This window comes from Aeromonas sp. 102P (assembly GCF_051920345.1).
GTDB classification, from domain to species: domain Bacteria; phylum Pseudomonadota; class Gammaproteobacteria; order Enterobacterales; family Aeromonadaceae; genus Aeromonas; species Aeromonas veronii.
In genome coordinates this window covers 1696549-1714088 of sequence record NZ_JBQBCZ010000001.1, presented here as the reverse complement: position 1 = coordinate 1714088, position 17540 = coordinate 1696549, and the positions used below count along the sequence as shown (strand labels likewise).

Below are 17540 nucleotides of genomic sequence, written 5' to 3'. Positions count from 1 at the left end.
CGCGTCCCATCATTGAAGACCCCCACCGCATGGGTGGGGGTAAAACTCTGCTTAGAAAGTACGGCCGATGTTGAAGGAGAAGACTTCGGTGCGATCCCCTTCGTATTTCTTGATCGGCTTGGCCAGGGCGAACACCAGTGGCCCCATCGGCGAGAGCCACTGCAGGGAGACACCGGCAGAGACCCGGATATTGCCCGGGTTGGAGTAGTCCTGGCTCAGATAGTTGCAATCAGAACCGGCGGCGCAAGGATATGCTCCGTTGGCAAAATCGGTGCTCCAGACGGTACCTGCGTCCATAAAGACAGTGGAACGGATCTGCGGACGATAGGTCTCGGAGACAAACGGGGTCGGGAAGACCAGCTCCAGTGAGGCGACGGCCAGAGCGTTACCGCCCACCGAGGTGTCGGAACCTTCGTAGTAGCCAGTTTCACACGGCTGAGAACCCGTGCAACTGCCAGCACCCGGCTTGTTGTAGGTCTTGTAGATCGCCTTGGGACCAATGGTGTTGCTCTTGAAGCCACGTACCGTATCGAAACCACCGGCATAGTAGTTCTCGAAGAACGGCAGCATGGAGTCATCGCCATAGCCGTTACCGTAGGAGACACGACCCTTGCCGATCATTACCCAGCTGTGATCCGCATCGAGCGGGAAGTAGTGGGCATCTTCGGCAGAGAGCTTGTAGTACTGCAGCTCCATGCCCGGTACGGTCACCTTGGCGTTGATACGCTGACGATCGCCAGAAGTCGGGAACATCCCCTTGTTCAGGGTAGAGCGGGTCCAGCCAGCGGTGACATCAACGGTCACGAAATCGAGGTTGGAACCATCCTGTGAATAGGCATTCCAGAACTGATCCATCTGTACCGACTGGCGGTTATCATTCCACTGATCCCAGCAGTAGGTATTGCCATCAGTATCCGGATTGTCCTTCAGACACTCCTGATAGTTCTGGGCATTGAATGACGGACGACTCAGCTTGGTGCTCTCGATACCGGTACTGAAGTCGAGACGGTTGAACTCATTGACCGGGAAGCCGCTGGAGAGACGGAAACCGATGGTTTCGTTCTCGTAATCAACGATATCGGCATCATCGGCGCGGAACTGGTTGTAGTAGACACGACCACCCAGGCTGACACCATCCACTGTGAAGTAGGGGTCGTTGTAGCTCAGGTCAACGTTCTTGGAGTAGTCGTTGGTGCTGGCGTTGATGGAGACCTTTTTACCGGTACCCATAAAGTTGTCCTGGGAGATCCCTGCCTGCAGGCTCAGACCTGACTCGGTGCCGTAACCGATACCGGCGTTGATGGAGCCTGCTGGCTGCTCCTTGACCTTGAAGTCGAGGTCAACCAGGTCATCGTTGCCCGGCACCCGCTTGGTGTCCACTTCGACGCTCTCGAAATAGCCAAGGCGGTTGAGACGGCTCTTGGACTGCTCGATGTTGTCGGAGGAGAGCCAGGTGCCCTCCATCTGGCGCATCTCGCGACGCAGCACCTGGTCTTCGGTGGTGGCGTTACCGCTGAAGTTGATATTGCGCACATAGACACGGGGGCCAGGCTCAACGTTGACGATCAGCTCCACTTCCTTGGTTTTGTCATTGATCTGCGGGAAGGTGACCACTTTCGGATAGGCGTAGCCGTAACGGCCGAGGAACTTGGAGAGCACCTCTTCGGTATGGGTCACCTGACTGGCGGAGTAGGTGCTGCCGGCAGCGATCGGGATCAACCCCTTCATCTCGCCACCGCGGTCGATCAGGTCACCCTTGAGCTGGACACCGGAGACCTTGTACTGATCCCCTTCCTTGATGTTGAGGGTGACGTAGACACCCTTCTTGTCGGGGGTCATGGAGACCTGGGTAGACTCCTGCTGGAAGCGGATATAGCCGCGGTCCATGTAGTAGGAGCGCAGGGTTTCGATATCACCGGCCAGCTTCTGCTTCTGATAGCGCTGATCCGCGGTGAAGTTCCACCAGGGCACTTCGTCGCGCAGGGAGAGCTGGGCAATCAGCTTCTCTTCAGGGAAGACGCTGTTGCCGACGATGTTGATCTGCTGGATCTTGGCCGCTTCCCCTTCCACGAAGGTGAACTTGAGGTCGACCCGGTTGCGCGGCAACGGGGTGACGATGGCCTTGACCTTGGCGGAATATTTACCCACGCCATAGTAGAAATCTTCCAGCCCCTTCTCGAGGGAGGTGAGCACGGTGCGATCCAGCGGATCGCCCACACGGATACCGGAGGACTCCAGACTCTGGGTCAGTTGCTCCTCTTTGATATCCTTGTTGCCGGCAAACTCGATGCTGGAGATGGTTGGACGCTCCTTGACCATCACTTGCAGCACCTGGCCGTCACGGTAAACCTTCACATCCTCGAAGTTACCCGAGGCATAGAGCTTTTTGATGGCGCTGGCCAGAGCCACGGAATCGACGGTATCACCGACCCGGATCGGCAGGTTCAACAGTGCGGCACCCAGGGTCACCCGTTGCAGACCTTCGACCTGGATATCTTGCACCACAAAAGAGGCAGGGGCCGCCTGGGCCAGGAAACTGGCACCCAGCAGGCAACTCAACACCAATGCTTTTTTAACAGCCATTTTGTTCTTATGTGTCCTTGTTGATGCTCTGGCCTCAGAGGCGAGCGAAATCGTTAAACAGCGCAATGCCCATCAATAACATCAGAATGGCGGCACCGATCCTGAAACCCACTTCCTGTATTTTCTCTGATACCGGCTTGCCGGTGACCGCTTCGATCAGGAAATAGACCAGATGGCCACCATCGAGCACCGGCAGGGGGAACAGATTGATAATCCCCAGGTTGACGCTGATGAGCGCCAGAAAACTCAAGAAATAGACCAGACCATAGTCGGCACTGCTGCCGGCGCCCTTGGCAATGGAGATGGGGCCGCTCAGGTTGTCCAGCGACACGATGCCACCGATCAATTTGCCAATCATGTCAAAGGTGAGCGTGATCAGGCTCCAGGTTTTGTCCGCGCCATGCCACAGCGCCTGCAAAGGCCCATACTGTAACAGAATTCGATATTCATCCGGTAATGGAACCAGTTGCGGCGAGAGACCGACGAATCCTACCAGCTTGCCCTGCACCTTGCGGCTATCCGGGGTCAGGGTCACGTTGAGATCACTGTTGTTGCGCTCAACCACCACTTGCAGGGGTTCGCCCGGAGCCTGCTGCACCAGCTCGACAAACTGCGCCCACGCAGTAATAGGCTGATCGCCGACCTGTTTGATACGGTCACCAACCTGCAGCCCCGCCTTTTCACTGGTACTCTTGGCCACCACGGCAGCCACGACGGGCAGCACTTTGCCACTCAGGGGGACGATCCCCAAGCTGCCGATGGGCGACTCTTTATCCGGATCGAAGGTCCAGCCGGTCAGCGACAAGGTTTTATCGGTGGCATAGCTGGTATTGGGTGCCTGCACCTTGAGAGTCACAGCATCGTCACCCAGATGGCTGATAAGGGCGTAAGTGACGCTCTCCCAGTCACCGGTCTGCTCATCGCCGACCCCGACAATCTCCATCCCCGGCAGCACACCCGCCTCGGCTACGATGGATGCCGGACGCACTTCACCGATCACCGGCTTGACGCTCGGCACCCCGATGATAAACATCAGCCAGAGGGCAAACAGGGCAAACACGAAGTTGGCCATGGGACCTGCGGCAACAATCGCCATCCGCGCCCAGACACTCTTGTGGTTGAAGGCATACTGCTCGTCACCGGGCTTGAGTTCATCGACCCGGCCATCGAGCATCTTGACGTAGCCACCGAGGGGGATCAGCGCCAGCACATATTCGGTGCCATCTTTACCCATCCGGCGCCAGATCGCCTTGCCAAAACCGATGGAGAAGCGCTCAACCTTGACGCCACAACGACGGGCCACCCAGAAGTGACCAAACTCGTGCACCGCGACCAGCAGGCCCAGCGCAACAATAAAGGCACCGATATTCCACAACACACCGCCCATCAGCCAAGCTCCTCAATCAAAGTGTGAGCACGGGCTCTTGCCGCACCGTCCAGGGCAAACAGATCATCGAGGGAGCCAACGGCGCTGCTCTCCAGCGCCAGCATCACGGCCTCGTTGATCCGGGCAATATCCATAAAGCCGATGCGCCCGGCCAGGAAGGCGGCAACCGCCTCCTCGTTGGCAGCATTAAGCGCAGTAGTCGTCGCTTGTCCCTTCTGGCAGGCATTTATGGCCAGCGCCAGACAGGGGTAGCGATCGTAATCAGGCCGGATAAAGCTGAACTCTCCGACACTAAAGAAATCCAAAGGTTCCACACCGGAAGGGATGCGATTGGGATAAGCCAGCGCATGGGCGATGGGGGTACACATATCCGGATTGCCAAGCTGGGCCAGCACGGAGCCATCCTTGTACTGCACCATGGAGTGGATCACCGACTGGGGGTGGATCACTACCTGGATCTGTTCGGGCGCCGCATTGAACAACCAGCGCGCCTCAATGTACTCCAGCCCCTTGTTGATCATGGTGGCGGAGTCGACCGAAATCTTGGCCCCCATCGACCAGTTGGGATGCGCGATGGCCTGCGCCGGCGTCACCTTCGCCAGCTCGCTGATCTCGGTGTAACGGAACGGGCCGCCAGAACCGGTCAGCAAAATCTTGCTGATCCCCGCCGCAGCCAGATCGCAAAAACCGGGCTGGCGCTGCACGGCGGTCGGCAGACACTGGAAGATGGCATTGTGTTCACTGTCGATGGGCAACAGCTCGGCGCCATGTTCGCGCACGGCTTCCATGAAGAAAGCACCGGACATCACCAGCGCCTCCTTGTTGGCCAGCAAAATACGCTTGCCGGCACGTACCGCGGCCATGGTCGGGGCCAGACCGGCCGCCCCCACAATGGCGGCCATCACGCTATGGGCATCGGGGTGAGCGGCCACATCGCAAAGGGCTGCTGCACCAGACATGACCTGGGTCGCACTGCCGTGCGCTTTCAGACGGGCTGCCAGTTCACGGGCGGCATCCTCATCGACCATCACGGCAAAACGGGGGGAGAATTCGAGGCAGTCCCGCAACATGGCATCCACGTTGCGGGCGGCGGTCAACGCCAACACTTGCCAACTGCCCGGGTTATGGCGCAGCACTTTCAAGGTACTCTGACCAATGGAGCCGGAGGCTCCCAGAATAACCAGTGACTTGTGCATCAAAACTCCTGACTGAGTAGCAGATAACTGAGCAGAAATACCGGCAGGGCGGCGGTCAGGCTGTCGATCCGGTCGAGAATACCGCCATGACCCGGCAGCAGGGTGCCGGAATCCTTGATGCCCGCCTCGCGCTTGAACATGCTTTCGGTCAGATCGCCGAGTACGGATGCAAGCACCGCCAGCAGAGAGCAAAACAGCACTGTGATCATCTTGGCAGGAACAAATCCCATCGACCAGGTGACACCGATGGCCAGCAGGCTGGAGGTAAAGAGGCCGCCACACATTCCTTCGATGGTTTTGCCCGGACTCACAGCCGGTGCCAGCTTGTGCTTACCGAACGCCTTGCCGAAAAAATACGCGCCAGAATCTGCCGCCCAGACCAGTCCCATCACGAACAACAGGATCCAGGCCCCCATCATGGGGTCATGGTAAAAGTTGTAACCACGGATGGCGACCAGCGACCAGAAGAAGGGAACCAGGGTCACCAGACCAAACAGCGACTTGAGCCAGATAGACTCTTTCCACAGCCTGGCGCTTTGGGGATAACGCAACACCAGCAGCAGACCCAGCAACCACCAGCTTACCGCGGTCCAGAGCACGCCCATCACGAGGGGGTGCAGGTGGGGCGTCCAGAGTTGCTCCACCGGCAGCCAAAAGAGGCTGGCACCGAGCAACAGACAAAATACGATGGGTAACCATTGCTGCGGAGCAGCAGAGACAAACCCACTCCATTCGCGACTGGCCAACAAAAACACCAGCGCAGCCAACAGGGCAAAAAATTTCAATGGCAGAAAGAAGAGCGCCCCCAACACCAGGGGGATCAACATCAAAGCAGTAATAATTCGTTGTTTTAGCAAAAGAAACCTCTCTCTTGGGAGCGGGGTTTAGCCGGTCTGCTGCTCGGCGATCAATTCCCGTATCTGTTCACCCGTGCAACCGAAGCGACGCTCGCGGGCAACGAAAGAGGCGACAGCCTCACTGAACTCGGCCTCGTTGAAATCGGGCCACAATACCGGGGTAAAATAGAGCTCGGCATAGGCGAGCTGCCATAACACAAAGTTGCTGATGCGATGATCGCCACCGGTGCGGATCAACAGGTCCACGGGTGGCAGATCGGCCATGCAAACCTCACGGGTCAACATGGATTCATCAATGTCGTCAGCGGCCAGTTCACCGGCAGCCACTGCTTTAGCCAGCTTGCGGGCCGCCTGGGCGATATCCCACTGGCCGCCATAGTTGGCCGCAATGTTCAGGGTCAACCCCTTGTTATTGGCGGTCAAGGCTTCCGCCTTGGCGATTTTGGCCTGCAACCGCTCACTAAAGCGAGCAGTATCGCCAATCACCTTGAGCCGGATCCCGTTGTTGTGCAGTTTCTGCACCTCACGACCCAGCACTGTGATGAACAGTTCCATCAAGGCACTGACCTCCCCTTCCGGGCGGCGCCAGTTCTCGCTGGAGAATGCAAACAGGGTCAATGCCTCGATCTTGGCACGCGCAGCAAAGGTAACGGCCTCGCGCACTGACTTGACGCCCGCCTTGTGGCCATAAACCCGCATCTTGCCGCGGTTCTGGGCCCAGCGACCGTTACCATCCATGATGATGGCGACGTGACGGGGTAAAGACGAGTTGGCACAATCACCCAACGCAGCCAAAAGCGACATGTAATTCTCCCACAAAGACAAAAGCGCCGTGCAGGGGCACTACACGGCGCTCGTAATATACCTTTCAGACGGTTAGATTTCCATTAGCTCCTTCTCCTTTACGGCAAGGGCCTCATCGACCAGCTTGATGTAGGAGTCGGTCAGTTTCTGGATCTCTTCCTGGGCGCGACGGTCATCGTCTTCGGAGATCTCTTTGTCCTTCAGCAGCGCTTTCAGGTCGGCGTTGGCGTCACGACGGATGTTGCGCACGGCAACACGAGCGTTTTCCGCTTCGGCACGGACGATCTTGGTCAGGTCGCGACGGCGCTCTTCGGTCAGCGGCGGCAGCGGCACGCGCAGGGTCTGGCCATTGCTGGATGGGTTCAGGCCCAGATCGGAGGTCAGGATCGCCTTCTCTACCGCCTGGATCATGGAGCGGTCAAAAATGGAGATGGAGAGGGTGCGAGCATCTTCTGCCACGACGTTGGCCAACTGTTTCAGCGGAGTGGCAGCACCGTAATACTCAACCTGGATGCCATCGAGCAGGCTCGGGTGAGCGCGGCCGGTACGGATCTTGGACATTTGAGTCTTGAGCGCTTCTACGCTCTTGCCCATACGGTCCTTGGCGTCGTTTTTAATCTCGTTGATCACAGTGGTTTTCCTTTTGGCGAACGAGCCGCTACACGGCCCGTGTCTATCTAATTTACTGACGTGATGGATAGGATAAGAGCGCCAGGTGGCTCACTTTTATCTTATTTACCAACGTGGTGGATCAGAGTGCCTTCCGGTTCACCCATGACAACCCGGCGCAGGGCACCCGGTTTGTTCATGTTGAACACGCGGATCGGCAGATCATGGTCACGTGCCAGGGTAAAGGCAGCAAGATCCATCACCTTGAGCTCTTTTTCAAGAACTTCATCATAACTCAGTTCATGATACAGCACGGCATCCGGATTCTTGACCGGATCTTCGTTGTATACACCATCAACCTTGGTGGCTTTGAGCACCACGTCAGCTTCGATCTCGATCCCGCGCAGGCAAGCTGCCGAGTCGGTAGTAAAGAAGGGATTGCCAGTACCGGCAGAGAAGATAACGACTTTGCCAGCACGCAGCTGGCTGATTGCCTCGGCCCAGCTGTAGGAGTCGCAGACGCCTTGCAGGGAGATGGCAGACATCAGACGGGCATTCACATAAGCACGATGCAGGGCATCACGCATGGCCAGACCGTTCATCACGGTTGCCAACATACCCATGTGGTCGCCCACCACGCGGTTCATGCCCGCTTTGGCAAGACCGGCACCACGGAACAGGTTGCCGCCACCGATGACCAGACCGACCTGAACACCCAACTCAACCAGTTCTTTGATCTCTTGGGCCATCCGCTCCAGCACCGCCGGATCAATGCCGAAACCCTCGGATCCTTGCAGGGCTTCACCACTCAACTTCAGAAGAACACGTCTGTATGCAGGTTTGGGATTGGTACTCATGTCACTGATTCCTGGTCATATAAAGACCGCGACATAAGTCGCGGTCTGGGGAAACGGAAAAACCGGTTCGATTAGGCCTTTTGAGCGGCCGCGATTTGGGCTGCAACTTCAGCAGCGAAATCGGTCTCTTGCTTCTCGATGCCTTCGCCCACTTCGAAACGGGTGAAGGAGACAACGTCAGCGCCTTCTTTCTTCAGCAGTTCGGCAACGGTCATGGAAGGATCTTTCACGAACGGTTGACCAGTCAGGGAAACCTCACCGGTGAACTTCTTCATGCGGCCTTCAACCATCTTCTCGGCGATCTCTTTCGGCTTGCCGGAGTTGATGGCGATGTCGATCTGGATTTCGCGCTCTTTGGCAACGACTTCAGCAGATACGTCTTCAGGCTTGACGAATTGCGGGCTGTTGGCAGCAACGTGCATGGCCAGATCTTTGGCCAGCTCGGCAGAACCACCGGTCAGCTTGGTGATAACACCGATGCGGGAACCGTGAACGTAGGTACCCAGGTTGTCACCTTCAACCAGCATCACGCGACGCAGGTTCATGTTCTCACCGATCTTGGCGATCAGGTTGGTGATGGTCAGCTCGACGGATTCGCCGTTACCGAAGTCAGCGGCTTTCAGCGCGTCAACGTCAGCAATTTTCTGGGTCGCAGCGATGTCAGCGATCTTCTGGCCCATTGCCATGAAGCTGGCATCTTTGGCGACGAAGTCGGTTTCGCTGTTCAGCTCGATCATGACGGCAACGTTGCCTTCGGTGCGAGCAAAGATAACGCCTTCAGCGGCGATACGGCCAGCTTTCTTGGCGGCTTTGGCCTGACCGGATTTACGCATGTTCTCGATGGCCAGCTCGATATCACCAGCAGCTTCTTCCAGTGCTTTTTTGCAATCCATCATGCCAGCGGCAGTGCGCTCGCGCAGTTCTTTTACCAGGGCGGCAGTAACGTTAGCCATGTCCAGTATCCTCGGTCTTGAATTGACAAGAAACAGGGGCCACAAGGGCCCCTGCTAACCAATTACATCAGCTTGGTTAATAAGGGCTTTACAGTCCTTATCAATTACTCAGCTTCAACGAAGCCATCTTGTTCGGCTTGAACAACGATGTCCTGAGCGCGAGCTTCCAGTACGGTGTCAGCAGCAGCATTCAGGTACAGCTGTACGGCACGGATAGCGTCGTCGTTACCCGGGATGACATAGTCAACGCCGTCCGGGTTGGAGTTGGTATCAACGATGGAAACTACCGGGATACCCAGGTTATTGGCTTCTTTGATAGCGATATGCTCGTGGTCGGCATCGACAACGAACAGAACGTCAGGCAGGCCGCCCATGTTCTTGATACCACCCAGGCTCTTCTCCAGCTTTTCCATTTCGCGAGTACGCATCAGCGCCTCTTTCTTGGTCAGCTTGTCGAAGGTACCGTCCTGGCTCTGGGTTTCCAGATCTTTCAGGCGCTTGATAGACTGACGAACGGTTTTCCAGTTGGTCAGCATACCGCCCAGCCAGCGGTGGTTTACATAGAACTGGTCGCAACGCTCAGCGGCTTCTTTTACGGCTTCAGACGCGGCACGCTTGGTACCAACGAACAGTACCTTGCCTTTCTTGGCAGCTACGGAGCTGATGAAGTTCATGGCATCGTCAAACATCGGAACGGTTTTTTCCAGGTTGATGATGTGAACTTTGCTGCGGGCACCGAAGATGTAGGATTTCATTTTCGGGTTCCAGTAACGAGTCTGGTGACCGAAGTGAACGCCGGCTTGCAGCATGTCGCGCATAGAAACTTTAGCCATTTTATACCTCTGTATTGGGGTTAGGCCTCCACACATCCCATATAACCGACCCGTTAAGGCACCCCGGCATATGTGTCGATGTGTGTGTGTTGTTTAAGTAAGGGTGATGAAATCGGGACGCAAGTTCCCCATTCCGGCGCGCTTTATACCATAACTTTGATCAGGACACCACCGGCCGACACCCTAAACAGGTGTAAATATGGATCCCGCCAGAGGATGCTGCGACGCTGATTTGACGTTGTGATGACAATCACACTGGAAGTACGAGGGGGTTGCGGATAAAATTTTGCCCTGATTGCAAACGCATCTATTTTTCATTACCTGTCCTGTCTGCCCTCGCAGGCCCAGCGGCAGGCCGCAAGAGAGATCCCATGTCCATTAAAATCAAGACACCGGAAGAGATTGAAAAGATGCGCGTTGCCGGCCAATTGGCCGCCGATGTGCTGGTCATGATTGCGCCCCATGTCAAAGCTGGCGTCACCACTGACGAACTGAACACCCTCTGCCACGACTATATTGTCGACGTACAACAGGCGGTTCCAGCTCCGCTCAACTACCACGGCTTCCCCAAATCCATCTGCACCTCGGTGAACGATGTGATCTGCCACGGTATCCCGAATCACAAGAAGCTGCGTGATGGCGATATCATCAACCTGGATATCACCGTCATCAAGGATGGCTACCACGGCGATACCTCGGCCATGTTCATCGTGGGTGAGACCACCCCGCTGCGCCGCCAGCTCTGCAAGGTTGCGCAAGAGAGCCTCTACGCTGCCATCAAGAAGGTGCGTCCGGGTGCCTGCATTACCGAGATTGGCGCAGTGATCCAGCCCATCGTCGAGAAGGCCGGTTTCTCCGTGGTTCGTGACTACTGCGGCCACGGCATCGGTGCCGAGTTCCACGAAGAGCCGCAGATCCTCCACTACCGCAACAGTGGCAAGCTGGAGCTGAAAGCGGGCATGTGCTTCACCATCGAGCCCATGGTCAACAGCAAGAAGTATCACTGCAAGGTCAATCCGAAGGATGGCTGGACCGTGACAACCAAGGATGGCGGCGACTCCGCCCAGTGGGAACACACCCTGCTGGTGACCGAGGATGGCTGCGAAGTGCTCACCCTGCGCCCCGATGATACTATCGACCGCTTCATCAAACACAGCTAACATCGAACCCCGGCCCTGAACTTGCAAAGCGCCGGGGTTTTTACTTCTGTTTCAGCCGTTTGCCTGCCACTGTGTGTGAGATGCCATGGACGCCAGCCTGCTTTCCCCCATTTGTTACCCGATGACCAGCTCACTCGCGACAACTGCAAAGAGTACCTGAGCCGCTTTCTCGGCTGGCTGCACGCCCGTTTCGACGCTGGTGACAACATCATCGAGCTGGTCGCCACCCGCTCAGAATACATGGATCAGCTGCTCTGCCGGCTGTGGCAGAAGTTTGGCTTCGACAAGAGCGATTTGACCCTGATCGCGGTAGGGGGCTATGGCCGCGGTGAGCTGCACCCCCACTCCGATATCGACCTGCTGATCCTCTATGATGGCGATGAACTGGACGAGGTGCTGGGACTGCGGATCGGTGAGTTCATCACCTTGCTGTGGGATCTCAAGCTAGAGGTGGGTCAGGCGGTGCGCAACGTGGCGGAGTGTCTCGAGCAGGGGCGCGCCGATATTACGGTCGCCACCAACCTGATCGAAGCGCGCTACATCACAGGTCGCCAGGAGGGCTTTCGGCAACTAAAAGAGGCCACCGGCCCCCAGCACTTCTGGCCGAGTGAAGCCTTCTTTCGCGCCAAGCGCCAGGAGCAGGCGGAGCGCCATCAGCAGTTTCTCGGCACCGCCTACAAGCTGGAGCCCGATCTCAAGAGCAATCCAGGCGGCCTGCGCGACATTCAAACCCTCGCCTGGGTCGCCCGCCGCCACTTCGGCGCCACTACCTTGTTCGAGATGACCAGCCACGGCTTTCTCAACCGCGCCGAGTACCGCGAACTGCTCGACTGCCAGAATTTTCTCTGGAAGGTGCGTTTCGCCCTGCATATGGCCATCAACAAGGGAGATAACCGCCTGCTGTTCGATCGCCAGCGCACCGTGGCCCAGATGCTGGGGTTCGAAGGGGAAGGCAACACTCCGGTCGAGCAGATGATGAAGCGCTTCTACCAGACGGTGCGGCGGGTCTCCGAGCTCAACGAGATGCTGCTGCAGCTGTTTGACGAGGCGATCCTCGGCAACACCGCCATGGATGTGCGCCGCCTCTCCGACGAGTTCCAGCTCCGTGGCCGCCTCATCGATGCGGTGGATGCGGAGCTGTTTAGCCGTGAACCGGCCGCCATCCTGCGCCTCTTCTATCAGATGGCCCAGCATCCCGAGATTGCGGGCATCCACTCGGCCACCCTGCGCCAGCTGCGCGAGGCACGCCGCAAACTCAACTGCTGGTTGCAGGACTTGCCTGACTGCCGTCGCCTCTTTATGGCGCTGCTGCGCCACCCCAACGGCATCGGTCTGCCGCTCACCCTGATGCACAAATACGGCATCCTCGCCGCCTATCTGCCGCAATGGAACCTCATCGTCGGCCAGATGCAGTTCGACATGTTCCACGCCTACACGGTGGATGAGCACACCCATCGGCTGCTCAAGAACATTCACCAGTTCCCCAATCCGGCCAGTCGCCAAAGCCACCCACTCTGCCACGAGGTCTTCACCCGGCTGCGCAAACCGGAGCTGCTCAGCATCGCCGCCCTGTTCCACGACATCGCCAAAGGGCGGCGCGGCGATCACTCGGAACTCGGCGCCGTCGATGCGCTGGAGTTCTGCCAGCTGCACGGTCTGGATCGCTACGAGAGCCGACTGGTCGCCTGGCTGGTGCGCCACCATCTGCTGATGTCGGTCACCGCCCAGCGCCGCGATATCTACGATCCCGACGTGGTCACCGACTTTGCCCAGAAGGTGCGCGACGAGCAGCATCTCGATCTGCTCTACTGCCTCACCGTGGCCGATATCTGCGCCACCAATGACACCCTGTGGAACGACTGGAAGGGCACCCTGCTGCGGGAGCTCTACTTCGCGACCCAGAAGGCGCTGCGCCAGGGGCTGGAGAACCCGCCCGACATGCGGCTGCGCATTCGCGAAAACCAGCGTCAGGCCAAGCAACTGCTGGCACAACGGGATGTATCGGAAGAGGCAATCAACCTGCTCTGGGCCGATTTCAAGGCCGACTACTTCCTGCGTCACAGCCCGGAGCAGATCGCCTGGCACTGCCGCCATATCATCGAGCATGGCGACAATCCGGCACCGCTGGTGATCATCGGCAAACACCCGACCCGCGGTGGCAGCGAGGTATTTATCTACTGCCGCGACACGCCGAACCTGTTTGCCACCGTCGCCTCGGCGCTGGATCAGAAGAACCTCAACATCCACGACGCCCAGATCATGAACTCGCGCAGCAACTATGTGCTCGATACCTTCGTGGTACTGGAGCCGAGCGGCGAGCCCATCAGCCCCAACCGCACAGCCACCATCAAGAAAGCGCTGGAGAAGGCGCTGCAGGAGCCTGGCAAGCTGGTGCTGCGCAATAAGCCGCTGTCGCGGCGCCACCGCCAGTTCAGCGTACCGACCCGGGTAGTCTTCCTGCCTCATAAAGGGGAGAGCCGTCACACCCTGATGGAGCTGACTGCCCTCGATACCCCCGGCCTGCTGGCGCGCATCGGTGCGGTTTTCCAGCAGTGCGGGCTGTCGCTGCACGCCGCCAAAATCGCCACTTTCGGTGAGAGGGTCGAGGACTTTTTCAGCCTGACCAGCCTCAATGGCGAGCCATTGACCGCCGAGCAGCAGCTGCAGCTGGAAGAGCGACTGGTACACCAGCTCAATCCCCAACAGTCGGTGCTGGATTAAACGAAGAGTGATTCGAAAGAGGCTGGTTGTCGGGCGTTTTTTGCCATGCCAAACAACTGGTTGGCGCACACCGGATGAAGAAATGGCCACTGGCCGGAAGAATTCCGGTCAACCCCTTAAAAACAGTCGGAAAAGTGTGATACAACAAACAGAATTTTTTAAAGGAAACCTGTCATGACCGAGTTGCAACAGATCATTGAAGCGGCCTTCGAGCGCCGCGACACCATTACTCCGGGCTCCGTGGATAGCGCCACCAAGTCCGCCATCCTGCAAGCCATCGACCTGCTGGACTCCGGCAAGGCGCGGGTTGCAGAGAAGATCGCCGGTGAGTGGGTTGTCCATCAGTGGTTGAAGAAAGCGGTACTGCTCTACTTCCGCATCAACGACAACGGCATCATCAAGGGCGACGACGCCCAGTACTACGACAAGGTTCCCCTCAAGTTCTCCAACTACACCGCCGAGCAGTTCAAGGAAGCGGGTGTGCGCGTGGTGCCGCCGGCAACTGCCCGCAAAGGCTCCTTTATCGCCCCCAATACCGTGCTGATGCCCTCCTACGTCAACATCGGCGCCTTCGTTGACGAAGGTACCATGGTCGATACTTGGGCCACTGTCGGCTCTTGCGCCCAGATCGGTAAAAACGTGCACCTCTCCGGCGGCGTCGGCATTGGTGGCGTACTGGAGCCGCTGCAGGCCAACCCGACCATCATCGAAGACAACTGCTTTATCGGTGCCCGCTCCGAAGTGGTTGAAGGGGTCATCGTTGAGGAAGGTTCCGTCATCTCCATGGGCGTCTTTATCGGCCAGTCCACCCGCATCTACGACCGCGAAACCGGCGAAATCCACTACGGCCGCGTACCGGCTGGCTCTGTAGTCGTCTCCGGCTCCCTGCCCTCCAAGTGCGGCAAATACAGCCTCTACGCGGCGGTGATCGTCAAGAAGGTCGATGCCAAGACCCGTGCCAAAGTCGGCATCAACGCCCTGCTGCGCTCCATCGACGAGTAATCAGCATTGCTGTGATGAAAGGGCGCCTGATGGCGCCCTTTTCATTTTGGCGCCCCTGTCACAGGCAAGCCATGAGGCATCGGTTAAGATGGATGGGACAGGATCGTTTCAAACCGAGGAAGCCTGATGTACGAGAATCTGAAGAGCCTGGGGATCCAGGATCCCGCCTCCGTCGACAGCTACACCCTGCGCCAGGAGGCCAACCACGACATCCTCAAGATCTACTTCAAGAAGCAGAAGGGCGAGTTCTTCGCCAAGAGTGTCAAATTCAAGTATCCCCGCCAGCGCAAGACCATGCTGGTCGACTCCGGTACCCATGAGTACAAGGATGTCACCGAGATCAATGCCAACCTCAAATATGTGGTGGATGAGCTGGACAACCTGACCCAGGGCGTCCATCAGCAAGCCGACCCGGACATCAAGCAGAAGATCCTGCGCGACCTGCGCCATCTGGAAAAAGTGGTGCAGAACAAGATCAGCGAAATCGAGCGGGATCTGGAGAAACTCTAATCCCCCCGACTCGACAAAAGAGCGCCCAGGTGGCGCTCTTTTTATTGGCTGATTACTGGATGACTTTATCTGGCGATAGGTTGATCTGGTGATGGTGCGATAAGGCGAGCGAGACACAACGCCAACATAGGGCATCCCGTTACATATCGCCCCTTGGGCAACGAGACTCCTGCCGAGCTCGATCTGCTGTGACTCGCACGATCCATAACCAGAAATAGCAAGAGGGAGGCTTTCGCCTCCCTCTTCAAACACGCTGATATTCAGGCAACAGGATTAGTTGCTCTTCATCCAGATGTCCATGTCGGTTTTCAGGTTGTCAGACTTGGTACCGAAGATGGCTTGAACGCCGGAACCAGCCACTACCACACCGGCAGCACCCAGTTTCTTCAGACCAGCCTGGTCAACCTTGGCAACATCTTTCACACCAACACGCAGACGGGTGATGCAGGCATCCAGAGAAGCGATGTTCTCTTTACCACCGAAGGCGGCAACCAGAGCAGCAGACATTTCGTCTTTGCCTTGGCCAACGGTCTCTTCAGCAGTCTCGTCTTCACGACCCGGGGTTTTCAGGTTCATGGCACGGATAACGAAGCTGAATACGACGTAGTAGATAGCAGCGTAAACCAGACCCAGACCTACCAGCAGCAGCATGTTGTCGGCACGCGGCGATTGCACCACGAAGTCGATGAAGCCGTTGGAGAAGGTGTGACCGTGTACGATACCCAGAGAGTTGGTCAGCACATAAGCCAGGCCAGCCAGTACAGCGTGAATTGCGTACAGAACCGGAGCGATGAACAGGAAGGAGAATTCAATCGGCTCGGTGATACCGGTCAGGAAAGAGGTCAGGGCTGCAGAGGCCATGATACCAACGATCTTGGCGCGGTTTTCCGGCTTGGCAGCGTGAGCGATGGCGAACGCAGCAGCAGGCAGACCGAACATTTTGAACAGATAGCCACCAGCCAGCTGACCGAAGCCGTTACCGGCAGCGCGGGACGCGTCATCAGCAGTCAGGAAGCAGGTCATGATACCGTGAACAGTTTCACCGGCACCGTTGACACAGGTACCAGCCTGATAGAAGAACGGTACGTTCCAGATGTGGTGCAGACCGAACGGGATCAGGGAGCGCTCAACCACGCCGTAGATACCGAAGGCCAGTACCGGGTTCTGGTTGGCAGCCCAGTCAGAGAAGGCACCGATGGCGCCACCCACTGGCGGCCAAATCACGGACAGGATCACACCCAGACCGATGGAGAGGAAACCGGTGATGATGGGTACGGCACGTTTGCCCGCGAAGAAGCCCAGGTACTCTGGCAGCTGGATCTTGTAGAAGCGGTTGAACGCCCAAGCAGCGATACCACCGGCCAGGATACCACCCAGCACGCCGGTTTCGATGGTTTCAACACCCATCACAGGTGCCATGACCTTCAGGGTTGCGACCATGATGCCGTAGCCAACGATGGCTGACAGACCGGATACACCGTCGTTATTGGTAAAGCCAAGAGCAACACCCACTGCGAACAGCAGGGCCATCTGGCCAAATACAGAACCACCGGCTTGCTCCATCAATTGGGAGACAATTTCCGGCATCCAGCTGAAGTGGGCAGCACCCACCCCCAGCAGAATACCTGCGACTGGCAAGACTGATACTGGCAGCATCAGCGCCTTACCAACCTTTTGCAGATTAGAGAAAGCATTTTTGAACATTGTGTGCGCTCCTGAATGGATTGTCGTCCCTGAACGATCTATCTGGATGAAATAAGGACTGATTCATTCAGATATCTTCGAGTCGGGCTTGTTTATTTTGACCATCAGAATATAACCCGGCGGGTCATAAATTGCTGCTTTCGAAGGCGGGGGAATATTGAATTTGGAGGGAAGATCACAACTTGTTTAGCGGCTAAAAAACGCATCTAATATAAGTTAATAATCCGCATTATCACTCTATTACAAAGACATATAAATAGCAGTTTCACTTTGTATTTTAATAATGCCGTTTACATCAAACGGCAACTCATTGTAACCAAATGTAACGGCGTGATTTTTATTTATTACAGTCTACCGATTAAAA

13 protein-coding genes and 1 pseudogene are annotated in these 17540 nt (G+C 57.0%); 4 read left to right on the top strand and 10 right to left on the bottom strand.

Annotated elements, in window-relative coordinates:
- Window positions 1–51: 51 nt before the first annotated feature.
- The 9 genes from bamA to rpsB form a co-directional block, all read right to left on the bottom strand.
- On the bottom strand, window positions 52–2583 hold the full coding sequence (gene bamA, locus ACTG1K_RS08320; RefSeq protein ID WP_021229212.1) for an outer membrane protein assembly factor BamA: 2532 nt from the start codon (window positions 2581–2583) through the stop codon (window positions 52–54).
- Window positions 2584–2617: 34 nt separating this feature from the next.
- Window positions 2618–3970, bottom strand: a complete 1353-nt coding sequence (gene rseP, locus ACTG1K_RS08315) for a sigma E protease regulator RseP (RefSeq protein WP_440005074.1) — start codon at window positions 3968–3970, stop codon at window positions 2618–2620.
- The gene (gene ispC / locus ACTG1K_RS08310; protein WP_440005073.1) at window positions 3970–5166 is read right to left on the bottom strand and encodes a 1-deoxy-D-xylulose-5-phosphate reductoisomerase; all 1197 of its coding nucleotides are present in this window, start codon (window positions 5164–5166) and stop codon (window positions 3970–3972) included. The genes rseP and ispC overlap by 1 nt, the downstream gene beginning before the upstream one ends.
- A complete protein-coding gene (locus ACTG1K_RS08305) occupies window positions 5166–6023 on the bottom strand; it encodes a phosphatidate cytidylyltransferase (protein WP_440005072.1) in 858 nt (285 codons plus the stop codon). Before ACTG1K_RS08305 ends, ispC begins: the two co-directional genes overlap by 1 nt.
- Window positions 6024–6050: 27 nt before the next feature.
- Entirely contained in the window at window positions 6051–6827 is a 777-nt protein-coding gene (gene uppS / locus ACTG1K_RS08300; RefSeq protein ID WP_005338574.1) for a polyprenyl diphosphate synthase, read from the bottom strand.
- Window positions 6828–6899: 72 nt separating this feature from the next.
- Window positions 6900–7457: a ribosome recycling factor gene (gene frr, locus ACTG1K_RS08295; RefSeq protein ID WP_005338576.1), complete on the bottom strand. Its 558-nt coding sequence runs from the start codon at window positions 7455–7457 to the stop codon at window positions 6900–6902.
- Between the two features lie 101 nt (window positions 7458–7558).
- Window positions 7559–8293 carry a UMP kinase gene (gene pyrH / locus ACTG1K_RS08290; RefSeq protein WP_005338577.1) on the bottom strand — a complete coding sequence of 245 codons (735 nt, stop codon included), beginning with the start codon at window positions 8291–8293 and terminating at the stop codon, window positions 7559–7561.
- A 71-nt stretch (window positions 8294–8364) separates the two neighbouring features.
- Complete coding sequence (gene tsf / locus ACTG1K_RS08285) at window positions 8365–9246, bottom strand: translation elongation factor Ts (RefSeq protein WP_005338578.1); 882 nt, start codon at window positions 9244–9246, stop codon at window positions 8365–8367.
- A gap of 104 nt (window positions 9247–9350) precedes the next feature.
- Complete coding sequence (gene rpsB, locus ACTG1K_RS08280) at window positions 9351–10079, bottom strand: 30S ribosomal protein S2 (protein WP_005303470.1); 729 nt, start codon at window positions 10077–10079, stop codon at window positions 9351–9353.
- A 371-nt stretch (window positions 10080–10450) separates the two neighbouring features.
- Between rpsB and map the strand changes: the two genes are divergently transcribed.
- The 4 genes and pseudogenes from map to ACTG1K_RS08260 all read left to right on the top strand — a co-directional run bounded on the left by map (window position 10451) and on the right by ACTG1K_RS08260 (window position 15472).
- Complete coding sequence (gene map, locus ACTG1K_RS08275; protein ID WP_005338579.1) at window positions 10451–11239, top strand: type I methionyl aminopeptidase; 789 nt, start codon at window positions 10451–10453, stop codon at window positions 11237–11239.
- 85 nt (window positions 11240–11324) lie between these two features.
- Window positions 11325–13960, top strand: a pseudogene (gene glnD / locus ACTG1K_RS08270) (bifunctional uridylyltransferase/uridylyl-removing protein GlnD).
- A 174-nt stretch (window positions 13961–14134) separates the two neighbouring features.
- The gene (gene dapD, locus ACTG1K_RS08265; protein ID WP_005338581.1) at window positions 14135–14962 is read left to right on the top strand and encodes a 2,3,4,5-tetrahydropyridine-2,6-dicarboxylate N-succinyltransferase; all 828 of its coding nucleotides are present in this window, start codon (window positions 14135–14137) and stop codon (window positions 14960–14962) included.
- Window positions 14963–15088: 126 nt separating this feature from the next.
- A complete protein-coding gene (locus ACTG1K_RS08260) occupies window positions 15089–15472 on the top strand; it encodes a DUF3461 family protein (protein WP_005338583.1) in 384 nt (127 codons plus the stop codon).
- A 273-nt stretch (window positions 15473–15745) separates the two neighbouring features.
- On the opposite strand, the gene ptsG is transcribed toward ACTG1K_RS08260, so the two are convergent.
- The gene (gene ptsG, locus ACTG1K_RS08255) at window positions 15746–17176 is read right to left on the bottom strand and encodes a PTS glucose transporter subunit IIBC (RefSeq protein ID WP_076492930.1); all 1431 of its coding nucleotides are present in this window, start codon (window positions 17174–17176) and stop codon (window positions 15746–15748) included.
- Window positions 17177–17540 lie beyond the last annotated feature (364 nt).